Origin of the sequence: Streptomyces fagopyri, from assembly GCF_009498275.1 — a bacterium.
Classification (GTDB): domain Bacteria; phylum Actinomycetota; class Actinomycetes; order Streptomycetales; family Streptomycetaceae; genus Streptomyces; species Streptomyces fagopyri.
Window position 1 is genome coordinate 1,388,959 of record NZ_CP045643.1, and the last position, 25,398, is coordinate 1,414,356.

The 25,398-nt window shown below is 69.7% G+C and carries 25 protein-coding genes; 8 read left to right on the plus strand and 17 right to left on the minus strand.

Annotated features, from left to right (window positions below; all coding sequences use genetic code 11):
* Window positions 1–70 precede the first annotated feature (70 nt).
* A complete protein-coding gene (locus GFH48_RS05890) occupies window positions 71–763 on the minus strand; it encodes a PASTA domain-containing protein (RefSeq protein ID WP_153287242.1) in 693 nt (230 codons plus the stop codon).
* Window positions 764–1,063: 300 nt separating this feature from the next.
* Between GFH48_RS05890 and lpdA the strand changes: the two genes are divergently transcribed.
* Window positions 1,064–2,464: a dihydrolipoyl dehydrogenase gene (gene lpdA / locus GFH48_RS05895; RefSeq protein ID WP_153287243.1), complete on the plus strand. Its 1,401-nt coding sequence runs from the start codon at window positions 1,064–1,066 to the stop codon at window positions 2,462–2,464.
* Between the two features lie 393 nt (window positions 2,465–2,857).
* Window positions 2,858–3,238, plus strand: coding sequence for a helix-turn-helix domain-containing protein (locus tag GFH48_RS05900; protein ID WP_228120380.1), 381 nt, complete (start codon window positions 2,858–2,860; stop codon window positions 3,236–3,238).
* A gap of 186 nt (window positions 3,239–3,424) precedes the next feature.
* Here GFH48_RS05900 and GFH48_RS05905 read toward each other — a convergent pair whose 3' ends face one another.
* From GFH48_RS05905 to GFH48_RS05930, 6 genes are all read right to left on the minus strand, one after another.
* Window positions 3,425–3,574 carry a hypothetical protein gene (locus GFH48_RS05905; protein WP_194280504.1) on the minus strand — a complete coding sequence of 50 codons (150 nt, stop codon included), beginning with the start codon at window positions 3,572–3,574 and terminating at the stop codon, window positions 3,425–3,427.
* 93 nt (window positions 3,575–3,667) lie between these two features.
* Window positions 3,668–4,315: an IS3 family transposase gene (locus GFH48_RS05910; RefSeq protein WP_194280505.1), complete on the minus strand. Its 648-nt coding sequence runs from the start codon at window positions 4,313–4,315 to the stop codon at window positions 3,668–3,670.
* Between the two features lie 119 nt (window positions 4,316–4,434).
* The gene (locus GFH48_RS40060) at window positions 4,435–4,692 is read right to left on the minus strand and encodes a helix-turn-helix domain-containing protein (protein WP_194280506.1); all 258 of its coding nucleotides are present in this window, start codon (window positions 4,690–4,692) and stop codon (window positions 4,435–4,437) included.
* 118 nt (window positions 4,693–4,810) lie between these two features.
* Window positions 4,811–5,491: a hypothetical protein gene (locus tag GFH48_RS05920; protein WP_153287247.1), complete on the minus strand. Its 681-nt coding sequence runs from the start codon at window positions 5,489–5,491 to the stop codon at window positions 4,811–4,813.
* A gap of 32 nt (window positions 5,492–5,523) precedes the next feature.
* Window positions 5,524–7,440, minus strand: coding sequence for an inorganic phosphate transporter (locus tag GFH48_RS05925; protein ID WP_228120385.1), 1,917 nt, complete (start codon window positions 7,438–7,440; stop codon window positions 5,524–5,526).
* Window positions 7,441–7,623: 183 nt separating this feature from the next.
* Complete coding sequence (locus GFH48_RS05930) at window positions 7,624–7,836, minus strand: hypothetical protein (RefSeq protein WP_153287248.1); 213 nt, start codon at window positions 7,834–7,836, stop codon at window positions 7,624–7,626.
* Window positions 7,837–8,924: 1,088 nt separating this feature from the next.
* Here GFH48_RS05930 and GFH48_RS05935 point away from each other — a divergent pair.
* Window positions 8,925–9,353 carry a hypothetical protein gene (locus GFH48_RS05935; RefSeq protein ID WP_153287249.1) on the plus strand — a complete coding sequence of 143 codons (429 nt, stop codon included), beginning with the start codon at window positions 8,925–8,927 and terminating at the stop codon, window positions 9,351–9,353.
* Between the two features lie 115 nt (window positions 9,354–9,468).
* Here the strand turns inward: GFH48_RS05935 and GFH48_RS05940 are convergent, their stop codons facing one another.
* The 4 genes from GFH48_RS05940 to GFH48_RS05955 all read right to left on the minus strand — a co-directional run bounded on the left by GFH48_RS05940 (window position 9,469) and on the right by GFH48_RS05955 (window position 12,288).
* A complete protein-coding gene (locus GFH48_RS05940; protein WP_153287250.1) occupies window positions 9,469–9,726 on the minus strand; it encodes a hypothetical protein in 258 nt (85 codons plus the stop codon).
* A 650-nt stretch (window positions 9,727–10,376) separates the two neighbouring features.
* Window positions 10,377–11,390: a BN159_2729 family protein gene (locus GFH48_RS05945; RefSeq protein WP_153287251.1), complete on the minus strand. Its 1,014-nt coding sequence runs from the start codon at window positions 11,388–11,390 to the stop codon at window positions 10,377–10,379.
* On the minus strand, window positions 11,387–11,998 hold the full coding sequence (locus GFH48_RS05950) for an RNA polymerase sigma factor (protein ID WP_228120387.1): 612 nt from the start codon (window positions 11,996–11,998) through the stop codon (window positions 11,387–11,389). The genes GFH48_RS05945 and GFH48_RS05950 overlap by 4 nt, the downstream gene beginning before the upstream one ends.
* Window positions 11,995–12,288, minus strand: coding sequence for a helix-turn-helix domain-containing protein (locus GFH48_RS05955; protein WP_194280507.1), 294 nt, complete (start codon window positions 12,286–12,288; stop codon window positions 11,995–11,997). The genes GFH48_RS05950 and GFH48_RS05955 overlap by 4 nt, the downstream gene beginning before the upstream one ends.
* A gap of 235 nt (window positions 12,289–12,523) precedes the next feature.
* On the opposite strand from GFH48_RS05955, the gene GFH48_RS05960 reads away from it, so the two are divergent.
* Window positions 12,524–13,027: a transcriptional regulator gene (locus tag GFH48_RS05960; protein WP_228120388.1), complete on the plus strand. Its 504-nt coding sequence runs from the start codon at window positions 12,524–12,526 to the stop codon at window positions 13,025–13,027.
* Window positions 13,028–13,723: 696 nt separating this feature from the next.
* Here the strand turns inward: GFH48_RS05960 and GFH48_RS05965 are convergent.
* The 4 genes from GFH48_RS05965 to GFH48_RS05980 form a co-directional block, all read right to left on the minus strand.
* Window positions 13,724–14,611, minus strand: coding sequence for an MBL fold metallo-hydrolase (locus GFH48_RS05965; RefSeq protein WP_153287253.1), 888 nt, complete (start codon window positions 14,609–14,611; stop codon window positions 13,724–13,726).
* 241 nt (window positions 14,612–14,852) lie between these two features.
* Window positions 14,853–15,401 (minus strand): carboxymuconolactone decarboxylase family protein, encoded by a 549-nt coding sequence (locus GFH48_RS05970; RefSeq protein ID WP_153287254.1) that lies wholly within the window; start codon window positions 15,399–15,401, stop codon window positions 14,853–14,855.
* Between the two features lie 936 nt (window positions 15,402–16,337).
* Window positions 16,338–16,964: a CGNR zinc finger domain-containing protein gene (locus tag GFH48_RS05975; protein WP_153287255.1), complete on the minus strand. Its 627-nt coding sequence runs from the start codon at window positions 16,962–16,964 to the stop codon at window positions 16,338–16,340.
* A gap of 139 nt (window positions 16,965–17,103) precedes the next feature.
* Window positions 17,104–17,331: a hypothetical protein gene (locus GFH48_RS05980; RefSeq protein WP_153287256.1), complete on the minus strand. Its 228-nt coding sequence runs from the start codon at window positions 17,329–17,331 to the stop codon at window positions 17,104–17,106.
* 16 nt (window positions 17,332–17,347) lie between these two features.
* On the opposite strand from GFH48_RS05980, the gene GFH48_RS05985 reads away from it, so the two are divergent.
* From GFH48_RS05985 to GFH48_RS05995, 3 genes are all read left to right on the plus strand, one after another.
* Window positions 17,348–17,587, plus strand: coding sequence for a hypothetical protein (locus GFH48_RS05985; RefSeq protein WP_407698612.1), 240 nt, complete (start codon window positions 17,348–17,350; stop codon window positions 17,585–17,587).
* A gap of 479 nt (window positions 17,588–18,066) precedes the next feature.
* Complete coding sequence (locus tag GFH48_RS05990; protein ID WP_153287257.1) at window positions 18,067–18,375, plus strand: hypothetical protein; 309 nt, start codon at window positions 18,067–18,069, stop codon at window positions 18,373–18,375.
* A gap of 332 nt (window positions 18,376–18,707) precedes the next feature.
* Window positions 18,708–19,541 carry a PIG-L family deacetylase gene (locus GFH48_RS05995; RefSeq protein ID WP_153287258.1) on the plus strand — a complete coding sequence of 278 codons (834 nt, stop codon included), beginning with the start codon at window positions 18,708–18,710 and terminating at the stop codon, window positions 19,539–19,541.
* Between the two features lie 382 nt (window positions 19,542–19,923).
* Here GFH48_RS05995 and GFH48_RS06000 read toward each other — a convergent pair whose 3' ends face one another.
* Window positions 19,924–21,303, minus strand: coding sequence for an alpha/beta hydrolase family protein (locus GFH48_RS06000; RefSeq protein WP_228120390.1), 1,380 nt, complete (start codon window positions 21,301–21,303; stop codon window positions 19,924–19,926).
* Between the two features lie 275 nt (window positions 21,304–21,578).
* On the opposite strand from GFH48_RS06000, the gene GFH48_RS06005 reads away from it, so the two are divergent.
* Window positions 21,579–22,313 (plus strand): DUF1345 domain-containing protein, encoded by a 735-nt coding sequence (locus GFH48_RS06005; protein WP_153287260.1) that lies wholly within the window; start codon window positions 21,579–21,581, stop codon window positions 22,311–22,313.
* A 56-nt stretch (window positions 22,314–22,369) separates the two neighbouring features.
* Here GFH48_RS06005 and GFH48_RS06010 read toward each other — a convergent pair whose 3' ends face one another.
* The gene (locus GFH48_RS06010; RefSeq protein ID WP_153287261.1) at window positions 22,370–24,853 is read right to left on the minus strand and encodes a SpoIIE family protein phosphatase; all 2,484 of its coding nucleotides are present in this window, start codon (window positions 24,851–24,853) and stop codon (window positions 22,370–22,372) included.
* Window positions 24,854–25,398 lie beyond the last annotated feature (545 nt).

Below are 25,398 nucleotides of genomic sequence, written 5' to 3' on the forward strand. Positions count from 1 at the left end.
TCCCCGCACGAGTCCCGCCCGGTGCCGGCCGTACCCCTCCGGCACCGGGCGGGGAATCCCGGGGGCCCTCTCACTCACAGATGCGGGGCGGAGCCGGCTTCTTGCCGATCGTGATCGCGACCGTGGATCCCAGCGGCCGTGAGGTGCCCGCGCTGGGGTTCTGGCTCCGCACCACGCCGACGTTGTCGCAGTCCACGGCGGTGCTGACGGAGCCGAGCACGTACCCCGCCGCCGAGATGGCCTGGCTCGCCTGCGCCTGGGTGTCACCCCGCACGTCCGGGACGACGGTCACTCCGGTCACCGAAGCGGTGACGGAGGCCAGGTGCCGGTTGAATCCGGTGTCCGAGGACAGGTCGACCACGGTCACGTCCCAGGTGACGCTGCCGGTCGACCCGATGAACACGGACCTCGACCCGCCCCCGACCGGGAAGTCGGTGGTGCTCGGGTCGAATCCGGGCCCGCTGATCACGAGCGCGTCCTCGGCCCCGCAGGCGATGCCGTCGGCGCCCCACCGCACCACGGCGTTCTGTCCGTAGACCACGGGTGACGGCTCGACGGAGATCTGGCCCGTCGCGCTCACCGCGCACTGCAGGCCCGGGTCGTCGGCGTACGCGGGTGTCACGGCGAAGGCGGTCGCCAGGACGGCGGTCACCGTCAGCAGGACCGCTTGGGGCGAGCGCCTCAGCCATGCGGTGGCGGTCCGCAGCACGGACGCCCGGCCTGTGGGCCGTTCGCGGCCCGGCAGTGCTGGTTGTGCTTTCATCTGATCCGCCTCCAGAGTCTTCCGCTGGGTGCCGCTCCCGGCCGCGTGATCACCGCGGTCTCCTGTCGGCCTCGACCGGTGGACAGCCTTCTGCGGCGGCATCGCCCTGTCGCGTCGCAGTCCGTTGAGCGGACCGGAGCGGCCACGGTCGCCCCGGGGCACGTACTTCGGAACGGCCGGACGGCGCGACGGCCGCTCGGCGGGCCCCGTCCTGCGTCACCCACCCCGTCCGGGCGCTTCCCGACGCCACCCCCGACCAGCAAGATCGGCATTCCGGGCCGGAGTACTAGGCTGGCCGCCATGAGCGCACACTTTGACGTAGTGGTCCTGGGCGCCGGCCCGGGTGGATATGTCGCGGCGATCAGGGCCGCCCAGCTCGGGCTCAGCACGGCGGTCGTCGAGGAGAAGTACTGGGGCGGAGTGTGCCTCAACGTGGGGTGCATCCCGTCGAAGGCGCTGTTGCGCAACGCGGAGTTGGCCCACATCTTCACGCAGGAGGCCAAGACCTTCGGCATCCGGGTGAACGGGGAAGTGACCTTCGACTACGGGGAGGCCTTCACCCGCAGCCGCAAGGTGGCGGACGGGCGCGTGAAGGGCGTCCACTACCTGATGAAGAAGAACAAGATCACCCAGTACACGGGGCGCGGCACCTTCGCCGACGACCACACCCTGCGTGTCGCCCTCACCGACGGCGGCACGGAGACCCTCACCTTCGACAACTGCATCGTCGCCGCCGGCGCCACCACGAAGCTGCTGCCGAACACCTCACTCAGCGAGCGGGTGGTGACGTACGAGGAGCAGATCCTGTCCGACACCCTCCCGGAGAGCATCATCATCGCGGGCGCCGGTGCCATCGGCGTCGAGTTCGCCTACGTCCTGCACAACTACGGCGTCGAGGTCACCCTCGTCGAGTTCCTCGACCGTATCGTCCCGCTGGAGGACGAGGAGGTCTCCGCGGAGCTGACCCGCCGCTACAAGCGGCTCGGCATCAATGTGCTGACCTCCACCCGTGTCGAGGCGATCAACGACTCGGGCGACTCGGTCAAGGTGATGGTGACCACGGGCGGGCAGCGGCAGACGCTCCAGGCCGACAAGGTGATGCAGGCGATCGGCTTCCAGCCGCGCGTGCAGGGCTACGGCCTGGAGAACACCGGTGTGCGGCTCACCGACCGCGGGGCGATCGACATCGACGGACGGTGCCGCACGAGCGTCCCGCACATCTACGCCATCGGGGACGTGACGTCGAAGCTGATGCTCGCTCACGCGGCCGAGGCGATGGGCATCGTGGCGGCCGAGACCATCGCCGACGCGGAGACCATGGAACTCGACTACGTCATGATCCCGCGCGCGACCTACTGTCAGCCGCAGATCGCCAGCTTCGGGTGGACCGAGGCGCAGGCCCGCGAGAGGGGCTTCGACGTGCGGGTGGCGAAGTTCCCGTTCACCGCGAACGGCAAGTCGCACGGTCTGGGCGACACCGCGGGCTTCGTGAAGATCCTCAGCGACGCGCGGCACGGTGAACTCCTCGGCGCCCATCTGATCGGCCCCGAAGTCACCGAACTGCTACCGGAACTGACGCTCGCTCAGCAGTGGGATCTGACCGTCCATGAGGTCGCTCGCAACGTGCACGGGCACCCGACGCTCGGCGAGGCGGTCAAGGAGGCGATCCACGGGCTGGCGGGCCACATGATCAACATGTGAGTCGGGAGCGCCGCCGCACCCCCCGCCGTCCGCGCCGCCTGCGACGTACCGGGCGGGCGGGGTGAGGATTCGTCGACGTCGCCCGAGCGTTTCAAGGGTGTGTGAGGGGCCACCGGCCGGAGACACCGCGGAGACCGGCCGGCCCCTCCGCGGTCGCGAGGTGGACCGGCACCGGGAATCGAACGGATGCGCCCGGCGGGCGGGCGACGGCCCTGGCCGAAGCCCACGCTTCCGCCCACATGAAAGACGACGTTCGCATCTGGTGACCCCGCGATCATGCGGAGACAACGGAGAACCATGCGAAGCGACCCGGTCATGGGCCCGTTAGACTCGTCGGCAGCCTGTTACTCCCCCCGACAGGAAGTATCGGCGGTGCCCAACACACTGCAGGAAATGATCAAACGCAAGTTGGACCAGAACGGCTGGTCCTACAACGATGTTGCACGCCGTGGTGGCATCTCCCGTTCGACGGTCCACCATCTGGCCACCTCGGTGCGACTGGCGCAGTTGCCGCAGCAGACGACTCTGGAAGGCCTGGCCAAGGGGCTGGGTATCCCCGTGGCCCCGGTGCAGCGGGCTGCCGCCGAGGCCGCGGGCGTCAACCTGTACTTCGAGAACGCGCCCGAGACCACGGATCCGGAAGTGGAAATCCTGATCGCGAGCGTGCACAAGCTGACTCCGAAGGACCGTCGGCATGTGGCGGTGCTCATAGAATCGTTGCTCCAGGAGGAGCAGCCGGAAGAGGACGGGCGCGCGGGCGACCCGGACGGTTGACGGCGAGCAGTCGGCAGGACCTGAGGGCTGTCCCGTGATCCCCGGCGGGCGCACGACGACAGCCCCGGCACCTCGCCGCGTTGCCGGGGTCGCCCGGACACACCCGGTACGAGGACGCCCCTCCGCCTTCGCGACGCACCGCGTCCGACGCGACGCTCCGATCCACCGGGGATCACGGGACAGCCCTCAGCCGAAACGTGGCCTTCCCGCCGCGGTGATCCACGTGATGATGCTCTGCACCGTGATGTAGTCGAGTTCGGCGACGTCAAAGACCGCCTGTACGTCACCGACCTCCAGCGCGACGCCGGCTGCGTCGAGAGCACCGTACAGAAGCATGCGGTGCGCCTGTCTGCCGGGGAGGCCGGTGGCCGTGCGGGGAACGGCTTCACCGGCGAGGGGCGGGGTGGGCTCCATGCGTCCGTGCCGTTTCTAGGAGGGAGGGTTCCTTCCGAGAGCGTATTCCAGGTGGACCAGGCCGCCCAGGATTTCCGACAACTCGGTGCGTAGCGGGGCGAAAGCGGGCTGGGTCCCCGGTGCCGCGAGCGCATGAGGGGTGTTCTCCCGGAATTCCTCGACCACCGCGTGGTCGTGACAGTGACCGCGGGCCGCGGGATCGGAGGCACGACTCGTCTGCTTGTCCCGGTCTGCGAAGGCGCGTGTGAGAAACCCGCCCCGTACCGCGCCGGGCGACTCCGCGGCCGCCGAATTCTGGGTGGGAGAACCCTTCAGCGGGTGCTGATCGGGTTCGGGGCCCGCGGCGGCTTGGCCGCCCCCGTCGAGCAGGTGACGGTACCTCGCGTCGAGGGCCGGCATGGCGGAGAGGGGGCCCTCACGCGTGTGGCGGGCGAGGACGCCGGTGGTCCGACAGTCGCTCGGCACGGCGTGCCGCGCAAGGCCGGTCCGCTCGTGGACGCCCCCCGGCCTGCCACGGATACCCGCCTGGTGCATGAGGAGTTCGACCGTCCCGTGACTGACACGGATGCCGAAGCGGTGCTCCAGCACCTGCCGGATGCGACGGTATCCGAAGGCCGACCCGGACTCTCTGTGGATGTCGAGGATCAGTCGGGTCAGCCACACGTGTCGAAGTCGCCTCGCCGACGCGGGACGTTCACGCCAAGCATAGAAACCGGACTCCGACACATTGAGGAGACCGGCGACCCTGCGGGCCGGAAATCCCTGCGCCGCCATACGGGCGATCACCTCGTAACGCCTTTTGGGGGCATCACTTCACTCAGGGCGTCGATGGTTCTTCGGCACAGAAGGACTTCTTCCTCCAGTTCCTGAATTCGCGTACGGGCCCGGGCCAGGCCGGACGGGATGGTCCCCGAACGCCGCCAGCGGTAGACGGTCGTGGGGGGAACGCCCAGTTGCCGTGCTACCTCTCCTGCCGCGTGCCCCTCGGAGAGGAGCTCCAGGGCCCTGGTACGCAGCGTGGCGGGATGTGGGCTGTTCACGGTTTCAGGCCCTCCAGGTCGGACGATGTCGTCGCGGCTTCCCGGGCGGCGGGAGCGCCGCCCGGACAACAGCCCGGGACTGCGGCGGGAGTTCGCGGCCCCGGGCGTCCGAGATGGACTAGCGGACGTGGCGATGCATCGTCACCGTGGGGTCGAAATCGGCCAAGGGGTCGCTGCCGCCGCCCCGGGGAGCACGTGCCGCCTCCCGGTCGAGGACGGCCTTGACCTCGTGGGCGAGATCGTCGGCGTACTGCCGGATCCGGGTGACAGACAGGTTCGACGATTGCAGCGCCGCGGCACGGCGGTCGAGACGGGCGAGTGCACTGCGGGCCTGTCCGCTCAGTGTGAAGGCCCGGGGAGTGGCGACCACGAACTGGTAGGAGCCGGCGAACGTCTCACAGCCGGCGCAGTGTTCGTTGAGCGCGCGGCTGATGTTGGTGGTGTTGACAAGGCGAGCGTTGCGACCGGAGGTGGTGACGATCTGGAAGGACAGTGCGATCGAGCGGCACGGGGCGTGCGGAGAGCACCCGACCGATTCCGCCGTGGCACGGTTGTTGGCCGTCACAGCGACGGACGGACCGAACTCGTGGACCCTGAAACTCTCTTCGAACTGACGCACATGGGTACGGTCGGCACGGCTGTGTGCCAGATCCACGGCGGTCGCGACGTCATGGGAGATGCCGAATCCGGTGGCGGCCGACGCCGTACTGGTGGTCATGGCGATGCCTGCGCCGGCGGCCATGCTGATGCTCACGGCCGTCTTCGCGACGGTACTGCTGCGCGGCTTGCGGTGATTCATTTACCTCTCCTGGGATGGTGCGGTGGCCTGGGTCAGGACGGGTTGGGGCTCGACAACGTGGGTGCGGGGGTGGACGGGGAGGCGGTCACGGAGGGCGGTGCGGAGGACGGGGACGCCGAGGCCGTCGCACTGCCCGAGGGCGTGGCCGTGGAGGTGGCGCCCGATGGTGTGACATGGGCGGAGGAGGAGGGCGGAAGCGTGGTGCGGGCGGCGGGCGGCGGCGCTGTCGCGGGGTGGGCGGTGGGCGACGGCGGCGTCACCACGGCGTGGGGACTGCGGTCGGGAACGACGGTGCCGGGGCGCCTGGTCGGTTGCGGGCCGAGGGACGGCGCGGCGGGCGGACTGCTGGCAGGAAGCTGTGCGGGGCTGCTTTCCGTGGCCCCGGTCCGTGGGACTCCCGGCTGCAGAAGAGGCGCCACCGGAGCTGAGCGGGGTAGCGGCTCGGGTGTCATGCCCTGCCACCAGGCGGCGGCGAGAGCGCAGGTCCCGACGCAGCTCGCGGCCCCCAGGGCGAGCCGCAGCGCGGGCTTGCCCCGGGTCGTGTGGCGGGCCGCCCGGACCAGTCGTGCCAGCACCCTGCCGATGAGGTAGGCGCCGCCGGCCATCGGGCATGCGAGCATCAGGGCACCGATGACGCCGACGGTGCCCGCGGCCGGATGTCCCGCGCCGAAAGCCTCGACGGTTCCGAGCAACTGGTCGACGAGGCTGCGGAAAGCGGTCGTGACCAGTCGCGGGAGATTCCACAGTGCGTAGGCGGCCTCGGCGATCAGCAGCGGAATCATCGTCAGCACCCAGGTGGCGATGATGGTGCGCGCGGAGCGTTTGAGTCCCACCGTCTCGGCGTGCGCGCGTCCCGGGAGCAGGCTCCGCAGGATCGGCTTGACCTTGCCGTACAGGTCGGGGACACCGGCCAGGTCCCCGAGGATGTAGTAGCCGTCGAGCCGCAGGGCCGGCATCAGCTGTTCCAGGATCTCGAAGTGTGCGAGGTAGACGGAGGCCAGGAAGAATGCCTGGCCGGTGAGCAGATAGCAGGCGGCGAGAGCCAGCATGAAGACGGCGTTGAAGTAGACGCCGCCCAGGCCGGTGCGCAGCCGCCCTCCCCTGTTGATGCGGTAGACGTCGGTGACGTCGGTGTACAGGGCCGGCCAGATCAGGTAGATGCCGCATCCGATCTTCCCCGGGACGGCACCGCTGTACCTGCAGGCGGAGGCGTGACCGAATTCGTGGAAGAGGAGCGAGGCGACGGTGAGCAGGAACACCGCGAGCATCCACACCGGTTGCTCCAGCACCTGCAACAGGGGTGTCATGGCGCCGTGGATCGCGAAGAGCCAGATGTCGACGGCCGCGGTCCCGGCGAGGGCCAGCGCCACGACCGGCGGCCGGTGCAGCCAGCTCAGCGCCGAGGCGATACGGGCCACCCGTGCCTCGTGGAAGATCACCCGGTGACCGCGCAGGGACAGCAGGAGATCGGACGTGGGCGCGTCGTCGCAGTCCTGGGCGAGCTCCCCCAGGAGGACAGTGACTCCGAGTGGGGTGAGTTTTTTGTTGATGAGGTACGCGATGTTCTCCGGGGTGACCTCCGCGCCGAACCGGCCGCAGACACGGTGGGAGATGGTTTCCGTGTCGCGGGTGCCGTCGATGGAACTGACGACGAGGTAGAGCAGGCGGGAGAGCAGGAGCACCTGGCCGTCGCCTCGGCGGACGACGTATCTGCGGTCGGTGAATCCGGAGCCCTGGTATTCGCCGAGGGTCTGCAGGCCGTGGGTGAGATGGGGAACACGTGGGTCGCGCACCGACGTGGGGATGCCGGCCGTCCTGACCTGTGTCGTGGCGGTCGACGAGTCCGGCGGCCATGCGGTCCCGGTGGCTGTGGCGGGCGGGGCATCGCCGGGGACCGAGCGGAATTCCTTCCGGCCGTGCGGGATGCTGTGTTCTGCGGGCGGCGTCATCGTCTTCTCCACGGCGCGACTGGCGCTTGGGCGCGTACCTGGCTTTTGTCGGCCCCTCCTGGGGCCTGGGAGAGGCGGCCAAGAGCCTCGGCACCGAACGTCCGATCGCTGCTCCGACGTCGGCGGTGACTCGCGCGGCACTGCGGGGCGGGTGGAAGATGCCCGCCCCGCAGCTTCAGCGCCCTACTGGTGGACGCTGATGGCCTGCGAAGCCTGGGACTGCGCGACGGCGAGCGGCGAGAACTGGTTCACCGCCGCGGACTCGTTGTGGGCGTCCAGGTTGGCCACCTTCTTCGAGATGGACGTCATCCTGGTGAGGTTGAACGAGAACCGTGCCAGAGCCTCGCGTCCGGGCAGCAGTTCGGCGGTCTCGGCCTCAAGCTGGCTGATGTTCATTGGATACCCTTCATAGGTGTTGGTGATTGCGGCACAGAAGGCGGCCGTCGACTCGTGAGTCACCCCTGCGGGTCGATTCCCCGCGGGTCACATCGACGAGTCCGACCGGCCGGCAGCTCGCCGGTTCGCTCCGGTGCCTGGGTTCGCACTGGTTGCCTGTCCTCTGTGGCCGAGGCGTGGGGCGCCCCGGCCACAGGGGCTCTGAACAGCGGATGTAAGAAACGGAACACGTAGGCGTACGTCAACTCCGCCGTCCAGAGCCTCCGGACGTTCTGTCCGGAGAACCTGGACGGTAGTGGAAAGGGAACGCCTTACGCAAACCCTCCATATCCGACATGCGTTCAAAGTCGCGTGTCTGTTCAGGCCACGAGGCGGCGACACCGCGGCACGACCGACGAAACGCCTGGTCGAAGCGACGGTCACCCCGAATCCTCGTCACCCAGGCGTCTCTGACGGAACATCAGGTCCCCGGCCGACCCCCGGCTCGACGGAGACTCGGACCGTCCCCGAGGATCCGGCCGGCCGGCCACGGACGCCGGCCGAACCGCGTGCGCGCCACAACAGCCACCGACCGGCCGGGGCCACACCTGCTGCCGACCCTCCGGCATCGCACACCCCCGGCACACCCCCGCGCGCCGACGCAGGGACGACGTGCTCCGTCCTGACACGCCGACGATGCGAGCCATCCGGCCCGAAGCGGTCCCTGAACCCTCCACCATCGGCCCGCGCACTCGACGGAAGGCGGGGCGAAAAGACCCGGTGATTCACAGCGGCACCATCCGCCCACCTCACATTTTTCCATTACCGCACTCCACGGAACACGGGGCATGAACAAGGAGCAGTACGGCCCCGGCAGGCACTTCATTTCCATTCCAGTGACAGCGGATCGATGTATCCGCCCGAGCGCCACAAGAGAGACGCGATCTCCGCTGTTGCAGGCATTCACGCCCTTGACCTGCCATTCACCGCATCGCGTCGGAACCGACCACGACCGGCCGGATTCAGCCCCTACGTGACGATTGCGAAATGTGAGGTACCGTCAGATCGAGCAGCGGGACAAAAGGTCCTGGTGTCCGAAAGGAGACTAAGTGAAGAGTATTGCCAAAGGAGTGTCGAGCGCGCTCCTGGCAGTCGGCGTCGTAATGGCGCCGCTGGCCGTGCAGGCGTCCGCCGCACCGCTTCTCGGCGCCGCCACCACAACGGCGGCAGCCGCGGGGAGCAACCCGTCGTCCGTGCGGGACCACGCGCCCCGCGAGTACCGCGGCGACGGCGATCCGCGGGGACACCGCGGCTTCGACCGGGACGACCACCGGCGCCATCGCGGCAACTGGCTCGGCGACCAGTGGCGTTACCGCGGCGACTGGCGGGACGACCAGTGGCGTTACCGCGGCGACTGGCGGGACGACGACCGCGGTCGTTCCTGCCGTCGGCACTACGACCAGGACCGCTACACCTACCGGTACTGGTACGACCGCCACCACCACACCCGGGAGTGCTACCTGTACGAGCGCCTCTGACCGGACCACGCTGCCGCCGCCCGTCGTCATGGAGACTACGGGCGGCGCCGCTCCAGGGGAAAGAGAAAGCCCGTCATGAAGGAATGACGGGCGTTTTTCGGTGCCTCCCCGGAAGTCACCGGAACCTGTAGACCGCGAGGATGCCGCTTTCCGCGACCACATAGGAATCGGGGCGCCGTGTACTGAAGGTGAGCATGGCACTCCACAAGCACTGCAATTCCGTCGTGTTCAGAACGACATTCGCCGCCTTGAGTACGTCGGCCCAGCCTGGATCCAACGTCGCCAGACGCGATTCTCCGGGAAGTAAGATCACCGGTTCTCCGATGCTGCCGCGCACAACAGCAGTCACCGAAGTTCCCTGCACGAACAGCACTTGAACCGCCTCTCGCCGGAGCGGAATTCGTGACCGGCCATTACTCGGTAGCGCACGAGGATATCTTCCCCATCCCGCATTTTCGACATGTCCGACCAACAGCCAAGAGGGAACACACGGTCGACATGGGAAGCACGCGGGTCCGGGCCACCGTTCGAGACCGTACGGCGCCGACGGCGTCAGGGAGACCCTTCAGCCCGTCGCGCATGAGCATCAGAACCGCTTCAGCAGTCCGCCCCCACCGGTCAGTCGCGGGCATTCGTTCCGTGCCAGGTCGACCGGCATCGCGACCACTCGGTCGTCCGACGTAGGCGTACCGACCGGCTCGGTCATGACCTCCCGCTCGGTCATCATCTCGCCCGCCCGGCAACTCCATGGTCGGCGGACCGGCCGTTCACGAGACACTCCCGCACGCCGCGTTGCCCGGAAAGGTGACTCGGCGACCTCGCGCCTGAACACTCCCGAGGTCGCCTGCCCAGCAAGATCCGCGTCACCCGCGACGCCGTCGTCCGTCCACCCGGACCCTGCTCAGTCGGCGGAACGTCACCGCGCGCCCTGGCCGGTGAGGTTGTGCGCGTCGAGCACGGCTCCGCCTGCCGCGTGACCGCCGCGAACTTGCGGGCCGTGTCGCCCGTGGGGTTGCCGTGTGTTCACCCGGTGGGCGTGAGCGGGCCGTTGGAGGTGATGACCGCTGGGAAGGGGTAGTGGGGGCCGTCGCTGCCGTGGAGAGTCAGGAGCGGGGTTTCGTCTTCCTGGCGGTGACCCAGGTAGTGCCATGTCTGCCCGTGCCGGTCGCTGTGGTCGACGGCCAGGTCGTAGCAGCGGCCGCCGAGGCAGTAGGGGGTGTCGGCGGCTTGGACGGCTTGCTCAAGCAGGTGAGGGACGCGGTGTGCGGTGAGGTGGATGTCGACTTCGTCGATCCGTCCGATGGCGATCTGAGCCTGTCCGCAGCGTGGGGTGGAGGCGTCCAGTGGTACGCCGATCGCGGTGAGCCAGTACTCCCAGTCGTGGAGAGTGACGGCACGGATGTGGATGGTGACGCGTTCGTCGTCCGAGGCGACGTGCGTGAGCTCGAGGCGATGGGCGTTCGCGGCTCTGAGTCTGTCCGCCGTGGCGGCCGTCCGGTGGGCGTTCTCCCAGCGGTCAGCGTGTTCGTGGGGTGCCGTCGCGCTGCTGGTGCCGTTCCGTGAGTCCGTGGACGGCTGCTCGTCGGGGGACGGTTGGGGGGTGCCGTCCGACGCCTCGCGCGGGGGAGCGGTGCCGGTGGTGACGGACATGAGGCGGCCGGCGCGAGGCAGGACCCTCGTGCCCCGGAGCACGGGGGCGGGCGAGCGATCGATCCAAGCCGCGTCGGTGGCAGGCGTGTCGGCGGCGTCGGTGGGGGCTCGGCGTGGCGCGGGTGGGCGTGGCTGTTCTTCGAGAAGGCCGGTGAGTGCCTGGTCCGGCGTGGGGGGGAAGGATGGAGAAGGCTGGGCTGTGGAGGCACGGACGAAGGCGGGGTGTCTCTGGTGTTGCTGTCTGAGGGATTGGAGGGTTTGGGCACCGCCGGTTTCCACAAGGCGGCCCTGGGCGTCGAGTTCGGCGATGAAGGTGTGGGCCAGCCGGCCGAGGCGTTCGGCCAGTTCCTGTTCGATGTCGGTGTGGTTGTCGGGGCTGGTGGTCATGCTGCGGCTCCCGTGCAGGCTTTGCGCAACGAGTTCAGCGCGCGCCATTGGAGGGTTTTGACGGCTCCGGTGGTGGTGCCCATGGTGCGGGCGGTTTCGAGGATGGACATCTCCCCCAGGAAGCGAAGCCGGATGACGGCTTGCTGGCGTGGCGTGATACCCGAGAGGACGTCGTGGAGGTCGGCGACGTCCAGCGTGGACAGGACCGTTTCCTCTGCGGTGTTGACGGGAGTTGTCCACACGTCGCCGATGGGAGAGATCTGGTCGACGAAGGTGAGACGTCGGGTCGCGGCGACTCTGAAATGGTCGGCGACCACGTTGCGGGCGATGGTGCACAGCCAGGCGCGGATGGGCGTCCCGGTCCACCGGAAGGTGGAGATGTTGTCCCATGCTTTGACGAAGACGTCCGCGGTGAGGTCTTCGGCCAGTGCGGCGTTGGATGTGACGCGCTGTCTGATGAACGCGGCGATCACCTCGCGGTGCAGCCGGTACAGCTCGCCGAACGCGTCAGGGTCGCGGTGCCGTGCACGGGTGATCAGCGTCGGTTCCCCCGGAACCGGAACTTTGCTGGTGCGGGGGCCGGTTACGCCATGTGTCTCCGTAATCAATGGTCTGCTCCCGGATCGTGGAGTGGGTGGATGGTGGTGGCCTCGAGGTGGGCGGTGGCTGCCCGGGCCAGTCGGACGGGGGTGGACCGCATGGTGCGCGGATCGTCGTACACGAGGGTGTCGAGGCGGACTCCGTAGGCGTCGCGCAGGGTCCAGAGCGTGGCCAGGCTTGGTTGTTTCGTGCCGGCCGCGAGCCGGTGAAGCGTCGATCTGCTGATGCCGGTACGCTGCGCCACGTCGATGACGCTTTCGTCGCCGAACTCCCTGGCCTTTACCAGGAGCTTGGCCATGTGGAGGCGGAGCATGGTCAGGGAACCCCCTCAGGGACGTGCGCGCATGTGGCTAACCCACACGCACGCAACATATGCAAGTTCCCAGACGAGAGTGACGCAAGGGCATTTTGATTCGCACACAAAGGCGAGATCAACGGGATGGCCTGCGGGAATATCGATCTAGGCTTTGACCTGCAAAGGTGCACGCGTGCAACCGGCATGCCGTGACATGCATGCGCGCTACCCTCCAAACATGCGGAGCATGGAAGATCCCACCTACGGGAGTCGGGCTACACCTCCCCCTCCGAGTCTGTCCGGGCGGCAGGCGCAGGCACGGCGGGCCGGCGCGTATCTCACGGCGGTTGCGACCGAGGCCGGCTACGACGTACGCCCGCGGCAGGGCGGCCGGGCGCAGTTGGCGGCCCTGACCGGTCTGAGCCTCACCACCATCAGCCGGACGCTGGACGGAAAGACTCTCCCACTGCCGTCACAGCTGATGATGTGGGCGACGGTCCTCAATCTCGATCACCGCAGAATGCTGGTGGAGACCGGTCACATTCCCGAGCAGAGAGGGACCCAGGACGTGAGCCGTGAGGCGGCCTCGGAGCCGCTCTCCCCCGACGAGGCCATGGACATGTGGGGGATCACGGATCCGATCATCCGCAAGACACTGAGCGGGAGCATCGTCCAGGCGATCCGGCTCCAGGAGGAACTCGATTCGGCCGACGGCCTGCGGGCCGTCGTCGGAGGTGGGTGACGACACGGCGTGGGCGCGGGGCCGTTGCCTGTGACGCTGGTTGAAGCGACCGTCCCGAGAACGGCGCTCGCCGGGGTGGGACAGGTGTGGCCCGGCGGAGTGGGGCGGCGTACCGCTTGCCGTGTCGCGGCCTGCCCCACGCCCGCGGCCCCGCGATGGACGGCCTCTCATTGCGGTGGCGCGCAGTGGTTCGGCCTCGGTGAACTCGTCAACCGCCCGCCATGAAGCTGAGCGTGGCCGCCGTGGTCTCCGACGACGCTGCTGGAGACGGGGATTGCCGCTGCCCGCGGCGACGGCAACCCCTTGTGCGCTGCGGGCGTCGGCGACATCGGTGGTCGAGCAGTCGCTGAAGAGAGTGCGAGGGCGGGGAGCGGTCAGAACACGCCGGGGCGGACGGGGTGATGCCCGCGACGACCCCCAGCGGGCCTCGACGGATGTGAACGCCGGTGGCACGTAACGGCGTTGTCGGTGAACTCGCCCTTCAGCGGGCGCGGGGTACCGGCGGCGACGGGACGTCCGAGGCGGAGGAACGCGCCGGGGAGAGCCGTGCTGGTGGCGCGGACCGGCGAAGCAGTCAGGAAGAGCCGGCGCGGGACACGTCGAAGGCTCCCACCTCTGCATCCGTGAGCAGCTGCTCCTGATCACCGGGGCCGGGCAAGCACCGCCCGTCCACCGGTGGTCCGCCAGTCCTGTCGGTCATTCGCCGGTCAGTACCGCGGGGATGTTGACCTGGAGGTGGATGAAGTCATACATGCTGTAGTGACGGTATTCCTCCATCGCGAGCGCCTCGCGGGCCTGTTCGACCGACAGCCCCTTTTCCCTGGCTTCGCGTGCCAGGCCGTTCAGCTTCTCGATGTAGCCGACCGAGTGCAGGATGTCGGCGCGCCCCATGGTGCGGCCGTGTCCCGGCACGATCAGGGTGTTCTCGTCGAGGATGTCGTAGAGACGCCGGTAAGTGGCGAGCGCCTCTTCGGCCCGTCCCTCCAGGAGCCACGGGAAGGCCGGGGGCGGTGCCTGGAGCATGTTCCCGACGAAGACGACGTCGTCTTCGCGGACGCGGACGATCAGGTCGCCGTCCGTCTGGGCGAAGCCGATGTGATCGATGTCCACGTGCTTCCCTCCCAGGTCGAGGGAGGTCGCTCCGGTGACGGTGACGTCTGCCGAGCGCGCTACCGCCTCTTCGATGCCGGCGTTCGCGCCGAGCAGTCCGATCATGAAAGAGCGGTCCTGCTCGAAGCGGGTGTCCAACACACGCTTGGTCGCCTCGTGCTGGAGGACAACGGTCTGCGAAGGGAACGCGAAATTCCCGAAGCAGTGGTCTCCGTGGAAACTGGTGTTCACCAGGAACCGGATGGGCAGCGGGGTCACCTTGCGGACCTCGCCGATGACCTGGGACGCGAGTCGGCCGTTGCTCAGCGACTCGACCACCAGCACTCCAGAAGCACCGACGACGAAGCCGGCGTTGGTCGCCGTGTGGTCGGTTTCGTCGACGTCCGTCGACATCACCGCGTACACGCCGTCGGCGAGTTGCCGCGTGCGCATCTGGACTTCGGAGAGTTCGAAGGGCCTGTTCTTCTGCTGCATCTTTCTCTCTCCTCTGGTGCCCCGCGGTACGCCTGGTGGCCGGCGTCGATCCGCCACGCGACGCGGGAGTGCCGCACCGAGCGGTCCGCGACCTGGTTCGGGTCTCCGTTGTGCGCGGGCGAGAGCTCGGGTACGAGCAAGTGGGGGGCGGCTACTGTCAGGCTCTGGGGATGGACGGTGGGGTCCCGGGCCAGGGCCGCCCCGGCGGGCGGCCGTGGGCCCGCGGTGGTGATCCGGGGGCTCAGGAGTGGGTGCGGGGCTTGACCAGCGGCCACTCGTTGTCGGTGTCGGCGACATTGTTGAGGTAGTTCGTCAGGATGTTGAGGGCGAGATTACCCACGATCTCGATGATTTCGCCGTCAGTGACACCTGCGGTACGGGCGTCGGCCAGAACCGTCCGGTCGACCTTCCCGTGGCCGCGAATGATCGCGTCGGACAAGGCCAGCAGGGCCGCGGCGCGAGGGTCGGCCGACTTGGCGTCGCGCGCCGCTTCGAGTTCGGTGGCCTCGACCTTGGCGACCTTGGCCGCCACGTAGGTGTGGGCCGACAGGCAGTACTCACAGCTGTTGAACTCCGCTGTCGCGATGGCCAGCCGCTCGCGGATCGCCGGCGCCAGCACTCCGTCGGACAGGGCACCGGACAGGGCCAGCCAGCCCTTGAGAAGAGCAGGGCTGCCCGCCATGACCTTGACCAGGTTCGGCACGGCTCCCATGTTCTTCTTCACCTCTGCGAGCAGCTCCGCCACCTCGCCGGTGGCACCTGTGGGTTCGATCTGCGGAAGCGTAGACATGAGGATTCCTCTCTCGCAACGAAAGACTAATGGTTGTCGACTGCCTCAACCATTAGAAATGGTGTCACGCCCTTCGCCGTGCGTCAAACGGGAAAGTAGATTCTTTGCCATTAGGTACCGGCTCGCCGGGCGTGTGAAGCCGTCAGCGTGAGCCGTGTGCGGCCGGCACCGGGGCGTCGGCGTGGGCCGTGCGCGGCCCGGACCTGGGCGTCAGCGACGGCCGCGCGCCGCCGGTTCGGCTTCGGGCGCACCACTCCGCACCGCGTTGCCGGACTCGGGAACCCGCACCGTCACCTCGTGGCCATTTCTTGCGCACGGCCGCGGAACGGCGACTGGCGACCGGGTGCCGCATGGGCCGCCACCAGCAACGCGGCGAACCGTCCGAAGCCCCCGAGGACCCTGACAGTGGACCGGGAAGACACCTGCGGCGCACCCGCCGACCGGGCCGAATCAGTCGAGGCTCCGGCCCGCGGCGCTCTCGAATCCAGTCGCGCCGCTCCCACCGGATCGACGCCTCAAGGAGAAACACCGCCCGAGCCCACCGTCCGGCTGACCGACCGACGGTCCGACCGACTGACCGGCTCGACCTCACTGGCGGAGGCGTCGGCTTCGGGGCGACCGGGGTTCCGGGAAGCTCGCGGTGACACGCATACGTCGGCTACCGGCGAGCGGAGTCGGGCGGGGCAGGCTCCTGATGCGCCCCGCCAGGGGCCGACTCAGGGACGAGGGAGTTCCGTGGGCCCGGCCCGGGAACCTCGGCGAGCGCGGGCCGTCGATCAACCCTCGGCCCTGAACAGTCGCAGCGGAGGAGGCTGAAGAGAACAGCGATCCCGGGGAGGCGGCTTCGCGTCTCGAGAACCACCGCGCCGCCCCGAGCGCGACGCGAAGCGACCTCGCGCGCAGTCACCGAGCGCCAGGCCGGACGCGTAGCGCCCCCTACTTCTGTTGCGCTTCCTGGTGGCGCCGGTAATGCCGGGCGACACGCACCCTGTTGCCGCAGGCCGGAGAGCACCATTCCCGTCGTGCGTGGTTCTTGACGAAGAAGAGCGCGCAGTTCGGCGCGAGACACGGACGCAGACGGGCGCAGTCGGGTCCCGCGAAGAGTTCCACGGCCTGGTGGGCGATGAGCCGCAAGGCGCACTCGGCAGCCGTCCCGGAGCCCCGGAAGACACCCGCCGGTCGCCCGTCGACAGGCCAGACCAACTCCGTCCACGCTCGGGCCGAGGCATTCAGCGTGGCGATCGCCTCCGGCCGCGTCAGCCCAGGAGTGGTGTCCGGCGGGCGCGGATCCTCGGTCACCTCCGCCGCCAGCCTGCGCAGCGCGTCACGCAACGCCCGAAGATCCCCGGCGACTGGACGAACCGTGTCTTCGTCCAGCTGCTCGACCTTGATCGCGGCATCGGCTCCGAGGCGGCCGGCGATCGCGCGCAGCCAGGCCGTGGCGGCAACGTCACTGTCGAGAGCCTCCTGGACACGGCCGCGCTCGACGAAGACGGCGTTCATCAGCTCGACCGGCAGCGGCTCCCACAGCAGCGTGGCGCCGGTGGCCACCTTTTCGGCCATGATGGCTCCCACCCACCTCTCCTAATGGAAAAGTCCGCACGTATCCGTAAGTGAAGTCTACGTCAGAAGCCCAGACGTCCTACGGCCGACTCAAGCATCGGCCAAGGGGCGACGGCCGGACTCAGGTGGCCGGGACGGATCACGACTGCCGCTCCAGGAGGCGCGCCTCGCGGCGCAGGTCCGCGCGGGCCGCCGTCCCGCCCGGCCGCGACCAGAACGGATGCCGCCACAGGAGGGCCGACAGCCGCAGCAGGCGGCGCCGGTGCGCGGCGTACGTCACAGGGCAGGGTGCGGCGAGGGCGTCGTACGTGCGGTTCCAGTCGACCTGGAACCGGACCAGGTCACGAGGGAAGGGTGTCTGCTCCATTTCCCTATTAGCTCACGTGTTCGATTTCGTATTCAAGTCGACGCCCCTGGGCGTCATCGAGGTGGACTGCCACAGTCTGTTCAGCGAGGACGGCCGTCAGCTGCTGCCCTGGTTCATGGCTCCGCCCGGTACCGCCGGTGCCACCCGGCTCGAACCGCTCCGCGTCATCGGCACGCAGGGCAAGACGGCGACCGAGAACACCTCCCGCGCCGAAGGCGGCGTCCACACGGGCCGAGCGTGGGTGGCCGGGTCCTGAACCGTCCGTGCGCCGGGTCCCCGCCTCTCGTGGCCGGCCCGGCAGTGCCCGAACAACGGGTGACGAGTCGCTCGACGTCCGTCCCGGGAAACGGAAGCCGGCGCCACCGGTCCATGCGCTGGTACCGGCGTCCGGCCGTGCGACCCACGCCGGGACGGTCCCGCAACCGGCCGAGGGCCCGGCAGTGCCCGAAGACCGAGCGTGAAAGCCGTGTCCGGTGACAAGGTACAGGCGTGATCAACCAGACGATCAACGATCAACGGAGACCTCTCATGCGCGGAACGGCACTCATACTCTGCGGAGTTGGAGCCCTGCTCGCGACGAGCTCGCTCACGGCCTGTTCGACAGGGCATGACGGCAGCAAGGCCGATGCCGGGAGCAGCCTCGCCACCCCTGCCACGCGAAGCGGCGCGCCCCGCACCACGCCCTCGGAGACGAGTCCGACCCCGACGGCGGCCGACGCGACCACAGGGACCCCGGTGACGGAAGTCAGGGATTCCTTCGCCGTGCTCCAGGCGACCTACAACGACGGCTGCGACACCCCGGGCAACTGCGCGTACTTCCTCGACCGCGTCGCCGGCAACCTCGACGACCTCTACGACTCCATGAAGGCCAGCCCGAAGGGCCCCTCCCACTTCAGCGACCCGATCACGTGGATCGCGCGCATGCGGACCACTCTGCACGGCGACCATTCCTACACCAACCTCAAGCAGCACAAGTCCCTGCTGACCGGCACCCGGGACAAGGTCAACACGTGGATGCAGTCGCACCCCGACGACTACCGCTGAACGAGCGACCGGAGCGCCGGTCGGTCTCCCGGTTTCCTCGGCGGCCCGCCGCGTCCCCGGCCGACGGAGCGGGCCGACGCTCCCATGACGGCCCGGCCCCGGGGATGTTCCGGTGCGCGGCGGGAACAGCCGGACCGGTCGGTACTGTTGCACCGGCCAGGAGACCGGCGGCACGCGGGCAGGGAGCACAGGAAGCGACGGGCCGTCCCGATGTGATCCGGGGCCCTCGGCGCCGCGGTACGCCCGGTCGTCCGACATCCACTATCGAGGGGCGACCGCCCGTGCGCCCGCGCGGACTCGGACCGAGGCCTTTCACACAGGAGGACTGTTTCATGAACGACCGGCCCTTGACTCTCATGGCCGTACACGCCCACCCCGACGACGAGGCCACCGGAACAGGAGGGGTCCTCGCGCGGTACGCGGCGGAGGGCATTCGCACGGTCCTCGTGACATGCACCGACGGCGGTTGCGGTGACGGACCAGGGGGTGTCAAACCGGGCGATCCCGGACATGATCCGGCGGCCGTCGCCTTGATGCGACGTCAGGAACTCGAGGCCAGCTGCGAAGTCCTGAAGGTCGGTCATCTGGAGATGCTGGACTACGCCGACTCCGGGATGATGGGCTGGCCGGCCAACGAGGCCCCCGGCTCCTTCTGGCAGACACCCGTGGAGGAGGGCGCCGCCCGGCTCGCGGAACTCCTGCGTCGCTACCAGCCCGATGTGGTCGTCACCTACGACGAGAACGGCTTCTACGGCCACCCCGACCACATCCAGGCCCACCGCATCACGATGGCGGCGCTGGCGATGACCGCGCCGACACCGAAGGTGTACTGGACGACGGCGCCCCGCTCGATGATGCAGCGGTTCGGGGAGGCCATGCGTGAGTTCGGTGCGGACGAGCAGGAGCCGGATCCCGCCGAGGCCGCCGCGCTGGCCGAGATCGGACTCCCCGACGACGAGATCACCACCTGGGTGGACACCGGCGCGTTCGGCGGCCAGAAGTTCGACGCGCTGGCCGCGCACGCCAGCCAGGGCGAGAACATCTTCTTCCTCAAGATGGGCCAGGAGAAGTTCACCGACCTGATGGGCGTCGAGACCTTCGTACGTGTCCAGGACACCACCGGAGCGGCCGTGCCCGAGAACGACCTGTTCGCCGGACTGCGCTGATCCGGTCGCCCACCGGGGGCCGGAGCCCATGGTCCGTACGGCTCGATCGGACGTGCTCGCACCCCGGAGGCTTGTCCACGTGGCTGCTCCCCTCCGGCGGCCCTCGCTCGTCAAGGGCGGTCCTGCCCTGCCGCGCGGCCTGTACGACGACGCCGGTCCCCGCCCGGGCAGGCCCATCGAGCGGGCCGTGGCCGACGGCCCTGACGGCCCCGGCGCGGTGACCTGTGCGCCATCGAGAACCCGAGGCCGCCGTGTGCGAACGGACGTACCGGCATCGACCGTGTCGGCAGGGGGAACCCGGTACGCGCCGGACCGCCGGGCCCGGCGAGGATCCCCGGGGAGTCGCCGGAAGCCGGGGCCGGGGGTCGTGCGGCCGGATCGCTCAGGGCGCGATGCCGACTCCGTCGATCCTGCTCCACCGCTTCTCCTGCGCCGCCGTCATCGCGGGCCAGTGCCAGCCGCCCGGCCGCGCGCGGACCCTGGAGGCGTAGGAGGCCGGCTGGAAGTCCGGGTCGTAGAAGCAGCCCGTGACGTACGTCCGGTCGAACGCGGCGCACGAGGCCGCGATGGTCCGCGGTGTGGGTTTCCGGCCCGTCCGCACCCAACCGTCCAGCGCGGTGATCGAGTTGGCGTACTCGGCGTCGCTCAGCTCGCTGTGTTCGGACTCGTGGGTGAACGTCTGCACGAGACGGGAGTCCCGCCCCGCCCCCCGGAGGGTGGCCCGGTAGGCCGACTCGTGCTCCACGAACGCCGTCGGATCGTCGATCGCGTGCAGGGTGAGCACCGGGATCGCCACCTTGCCGGTGAGGTCGCTGTCGTACGAGAGGTCGCGCAGCGCGGTCGGATCGGCGGTGAACCGCTCGACACCGGCGTTGAGCGCCCTGTCGTCGTGCGAACCCGAGTACCGCACGCCCCGGTCGGTGAACGGATTGCGGCCGCCGAGCCGGTCGCGCACGATGTCCCGGAACGTGAAGACCGAGAACCGCAGATGCGACTCCAGGGTGCGCTCCGGGACACCGGTGACGGCCAGGATGTCGTCGAGGTTGCGCTGTTGGAGGGCGGTGCGCTCCTGCGGCGGCGAGGCGTTGCCCGTGCACTCCTGAAGCCGGGCGCGCAGCCCGGCCGCCGTCAGCGTGGAGTCCGCGCGCAGCCCCTGCCACAACGGGTACTGCGGCTCGGTCGGCCGGGGCAGGTTGCGGCAGTAGTACTGGTAGACCACCCGGAGGTCGACGCGGTAGTCGTAACCCCGGGACCCACCGCCGAGGACACCGCTGGTGAGCAGCGCCCCGTCGTACGGTCCGCCGCGGGTGCCGTACACCTCCGCGACCTTGGCGGCGACGTTCCCGCCCCAGGACTGACCGTGCACGTAGGTACGCCTGGGTTTGCCGAAGCCGGCGACGAAGACGCGGCGCACGTTCTCGGTGTCCTCGGCGGCCATGCGGGTGCCGTAGCCACCCCTGCGGTACGACGAACCCGCCCAGGCGTATCCCTGGTCCACCATCACCGACCAGCGGGCCAGGTCGTCGACGCTGCGCTGCGGGTCCGAGCCGGCACCGAGGTCGGGGCCACCGTGGGCGTGCACGACCAGTGAGCCGTTCCAGTGTTCGGGGACGGCGATCGCGTAGGCGGCGCCGTGGGCGTCCGTGCCGGTGTAGCAGGTGGCCCGGCCGTCGAGTCCGGCCGGGCAGGAGACGGCTGTCGGCGGCGGGGCGTCCGCGTGTGCGGGCGGGGCGGTGGTGACGGCGGCGGTGACGGCCGCCATCAGTGAGACAAGTGTTCCGGCACGCCGGCGGCGGCTCGTCCGGCGGGCGGGTGCGGGCGTTCTCGACCTGTCCAAGGGGCGGCTCCCTGTCGTCGTCGGCGCTTCTCCGCGCCGTCGGCGGCGATGCTAGGGAGCGCGACGGCACCAGAACCATGCTTCTGGCGTTGTGTTCATAGTGTTCGACGTGCGGAACACGACACCGGGCTCCGGGCGGAGGTGTCGTCGGTCGGCAGGCCGGCCTCTCGAGCTGCGGCCGACCCGGGACAATTCTCGCCATGACCGACGGGACGAACGACGCCGAGAGCCGCCTGGCCAGGATCGAGCGGCTCCTCGAGAGCCGGGAGCGCGAGGTCGCGCCTGCCTGGCGCCGGGTGACGCGTGGTGAGCCGCGCTGGGCGGTGACCGCGGTGATCCTGGTGGCGGTCGTCCTCCAGTTGTCGGTGCCGCACGGGCTCACCCTCCAGCCGTACTGGGTGCTGCCCGCCCTGGAGTCGGTGCTGCTGGCCGGCCTGATCGTGGCGAACCCCCGGCGGGTGGAACCCCGGAGCCGTTGGCTGCGGTGGCTCGGCCTGGCCCTGATCTCCGTGATCAGCCTGGCCAACGGCTGGGCGGCGGTCAGGCTGGTCGCGGGCCTGGTGAACGGCACCGAGGGCGAGGACGCGGGGCCGCTGCTGCTGACCGGCGGCGGGATCTGGCTCACGAACGTCATCGTGTTCGCCCTGTGGTACTGGGAGTGGGACCGCGGCGGTCCGATGGCTCGGGCCCGCGGTCATCACCAGTTCGCCGACTTCCTCTTCGTCCAGATGCAGAGCCCGGAGACCGCGCCGCCCGACTGGGAACCGGCGTTCCTGGACTACCTGTACCTGTCGTTCACCAACTCCACGGCCTTCAGCCCGACCGACGTGATGCCGCTCTCGCGCTGGGCCAAGATGCTGATGATGCTGCAGTCCTCCATCTCCTTGGTGACCGTGGTCCTGGTGGTCGCGCGGGCGGTCAACATCCTTCGGTGACAGGGGGGTCGGCCTCACGTTTCCGCTCCTCGCCAGTGCCCCGTCCGGCACCGGTGTCACCGATGTGACCGGATCTCCTGTTCGGCCCAGATGATTTTTCCCTGGGATGTGTACCGGGAGCCCCAGCGGTGGGCGAGTTGGGCCACGAGGAAGAGGCCGCGGCCGCCCTCGTCGGTGCTGCGGGCGTGCCGCAGCCTCGGGGCGGTGCTGCTGGCGTCGGAGACCTCACAGGTCAGGCGTGCGTCGCGGAGCAGCCGCAGCCGGATGGGCGGAGTGGCGTAGCGGATCGCGTTGGTGACCAGCTCGCTGACGATGAGTTCGGTCGTCATGGCCAGATCGGTGAGGCCCCAGGCTGTCATCTGGCGGGTCGCCCGGGCGCGGAGTTCTCCGACGGCGGCCGGGTCCAGGGGCACCTCCCACGAGACGACGTGGTCGGGGTCGAGGGTGTGGGTGCGGGCGAGGAGCAGGGCGATGTCGTCGGGCTGGGGCACCGGGACCAGTTCTCGCACCGCGGTCTCGCAGAGTGTCCCGAGGTCGGTGCCGGAGCGGGACAGCACCTGTCCGAGACGGGCCATGCCCCGGTCGATGTCCTGGTCGGAACCCTCGATGAGGCCGTCCGTGAAGAGGCCCAGCAGGCTGTTCTCGGCGATCTCGATCTCCGTGGCCTCGAACGCCATCCCGCCGAGCCCCAGCGGAGGTCCGGCGGGAAGCTCAGGGAAACGGACCTGACCGTCGGGGGAGACGACGACCGGGGGCGGGTGACCGGCTCGTGCCATGCTGCACCGCCTCGTCACCGGATCGTAGACGGCGTACAGGCAGGTGGCTCCGAGAAAGGTCGTGACGGCCCGGTGCTCTGCCCCCTCGCCCGTGCCCTCGTCCGTCTCCTCCTCGCTCAACCGGAGCACGAGGTCGTCGAGATGGGCCAGCAGTTCGTCGGGCGGCATCTCCATGTCGGCGAGGGTCTGGACCGCGGTGCGCAGGCGCCCCATGGTCGCGGCCGCGGAGATGCCGTGACCGACCACGTCGCCGACGACCAGACCCACCCGCGCGCCGGACAGCGGGATCACGTCGAACCAGTCGCCGCCGACCCCGCCGGTCGCGTCGGCCGGCAGATAGTACGAGGCCACCTCCAGCGCGGTCCCGCCCGTCAGGGCGTGGGGCAGCAGGCTGCGCTGGAGGGTGACCGCCGCCGTGTGTTCGCGGGTGTAGCGCCGGGCGTTGTCCACGCACAGCGCCGCCCGCGCCACCAACTCCCGGGCGAGCAGCACGTCGTCCTGGTGGAACGGGGCGGGGTTCAGCGACCGTACGAACGTGGTGAGGCCCAGGGTGGTGTTGCGCGCCCGCATCGGCACGGAGATGAGGGAGTGCATGCCGAACTCGCGGAGGCGCGCGGCCCTGGCGGGCTGTTCGCCGCCCCAGCGGTGGCCGTCGGGGTCGAGGACCGGGATGAAGACCGGTTCGCCGCTGACGAGCAGGGCCAGGCTGTGCGGCGGAGGGGCGAACTCCACCTTGTCGCCGATCCGGGCGACGGCCTCCGGGCAGCCCTCCCGCGCCGAGCTCATGCCGGCCCGGCGCATCACCGGCTTGGCGAGGGCGGGTCCGGCGTCGGACAGCCATGTGCCCTGTCCCTCGGCGCTGAGGACGGGCTCCAGGAGATCGACGACGACGAAGTCCGCGAAGCGGGGAACGGCGAAGTCGGCGAGTTCCTGGGCCGTCCGCAGCACGTCCAGGGTCCTGCCGATGCTGGTTCCGGCCTCGTTGATCAGCGCCAGGAGCCGGCGGGCGTTCCATCGTTCGGTGACGTCGAGGACCATGTAGCAGACGCCGGTGACGGAGTTGTCCGCGTCCACCAGGGGGAAGAAGGAGGTGGAGTAGGCGTGTTGGCGGTGGGGGTCGGACCAACTCCATCCGGCGTACTCGTGGTCGGTGATCGGGACCCCGGTCATCAGCACGTCGCGCATCAGGGCCTCGATGGTGTCCGCATGCATTCCCGGCAACACGTCGCTCGGACGACGGCCCAGCCGCTGGTCGCGGGGGACGCCGCCGAGGCTCTCCAGGGTGTCGTTCAGCCAGGTGTAGCGCAGGTCGAGGTCCATCACGGCCATGCCGACCGGTGAGCGGGTCAGGAGGCTGTCGAGGACGGACTGGCCCATCGTCCAGCGGAGCCGCTGTTCCCGGGCCGAGATCAGGAAGCACTCGTCCGTACCGAGCGGAAAGGACGCGGACACCCGCAGGTCGACCTCGATACGGGTGCCGTCGCGGTGCCGCAGGGGGATCAGCCCGTTCCAGCCCACGCCCGCCCGGCACCGGTCCGCGACGCCGGCCACCCGGGCCGGGTCCCCGGGCATCGCCAGCAGGGGGGCGGCGGAGCGGCCGACGACTTCGGGACCGGAGTAGCCGAGGAGCGCCTCCGCGCCCCGGGTCCAGCCGACCACGACGCCGGTGCCGGAGACCACCGCCACCGCGTCGTTGGACGCGTCGAAGGCGGCGCGCGGTCCCGCGGACGGCGGCGCGTCCGAATCGTCTCGACCAGCAGCCATGGCTCCCATCCTCGCTACCTCCACATGTTCCTGCCTGGTCGCCCGATGCGCACGGTGCCGGGGCGGCGGCCCGGGGCCCGGGACCGACCGCCCACGGGACCGACCGCCCACGGGGCCCGGGGCCCGGGGCCCTGAGGGCGGTGGGCGGTGGGCGGTGGGCGGTGGGCGGTGGGCGGTGGGCATCTTCCGCGTTGCCGAAACGCCGGGACCTGCGAGGGGAGGAGCCGGTCCGGTGTGGCCGACGGGCCCGCGACCGTGGGGCGATTCCTCCCGTCGTATGCGGTTCGGCCCCCTCGGGGGGATCTCCGCGTCGTAGGATTGCCCCAAAGATCCTGACATGCCCGTGCCGGAGCCATGATCGGGTCGAGCTGTTGAGCCGCATCAGGGCGGTTGTCTTGAACAAGCCCGCCAGGAGTTCTCGTGCACAGGCCGCTTGAGTGGATCCGCCAGGGCCTCCGTCCGGGCCCGGACTCCGCCTCCGCGTACCCGGCCGGGGCTCGCCGGCCGCTCCTGTCGGCGCCGGTCCCCCGCCGGAGCGGGCAGTG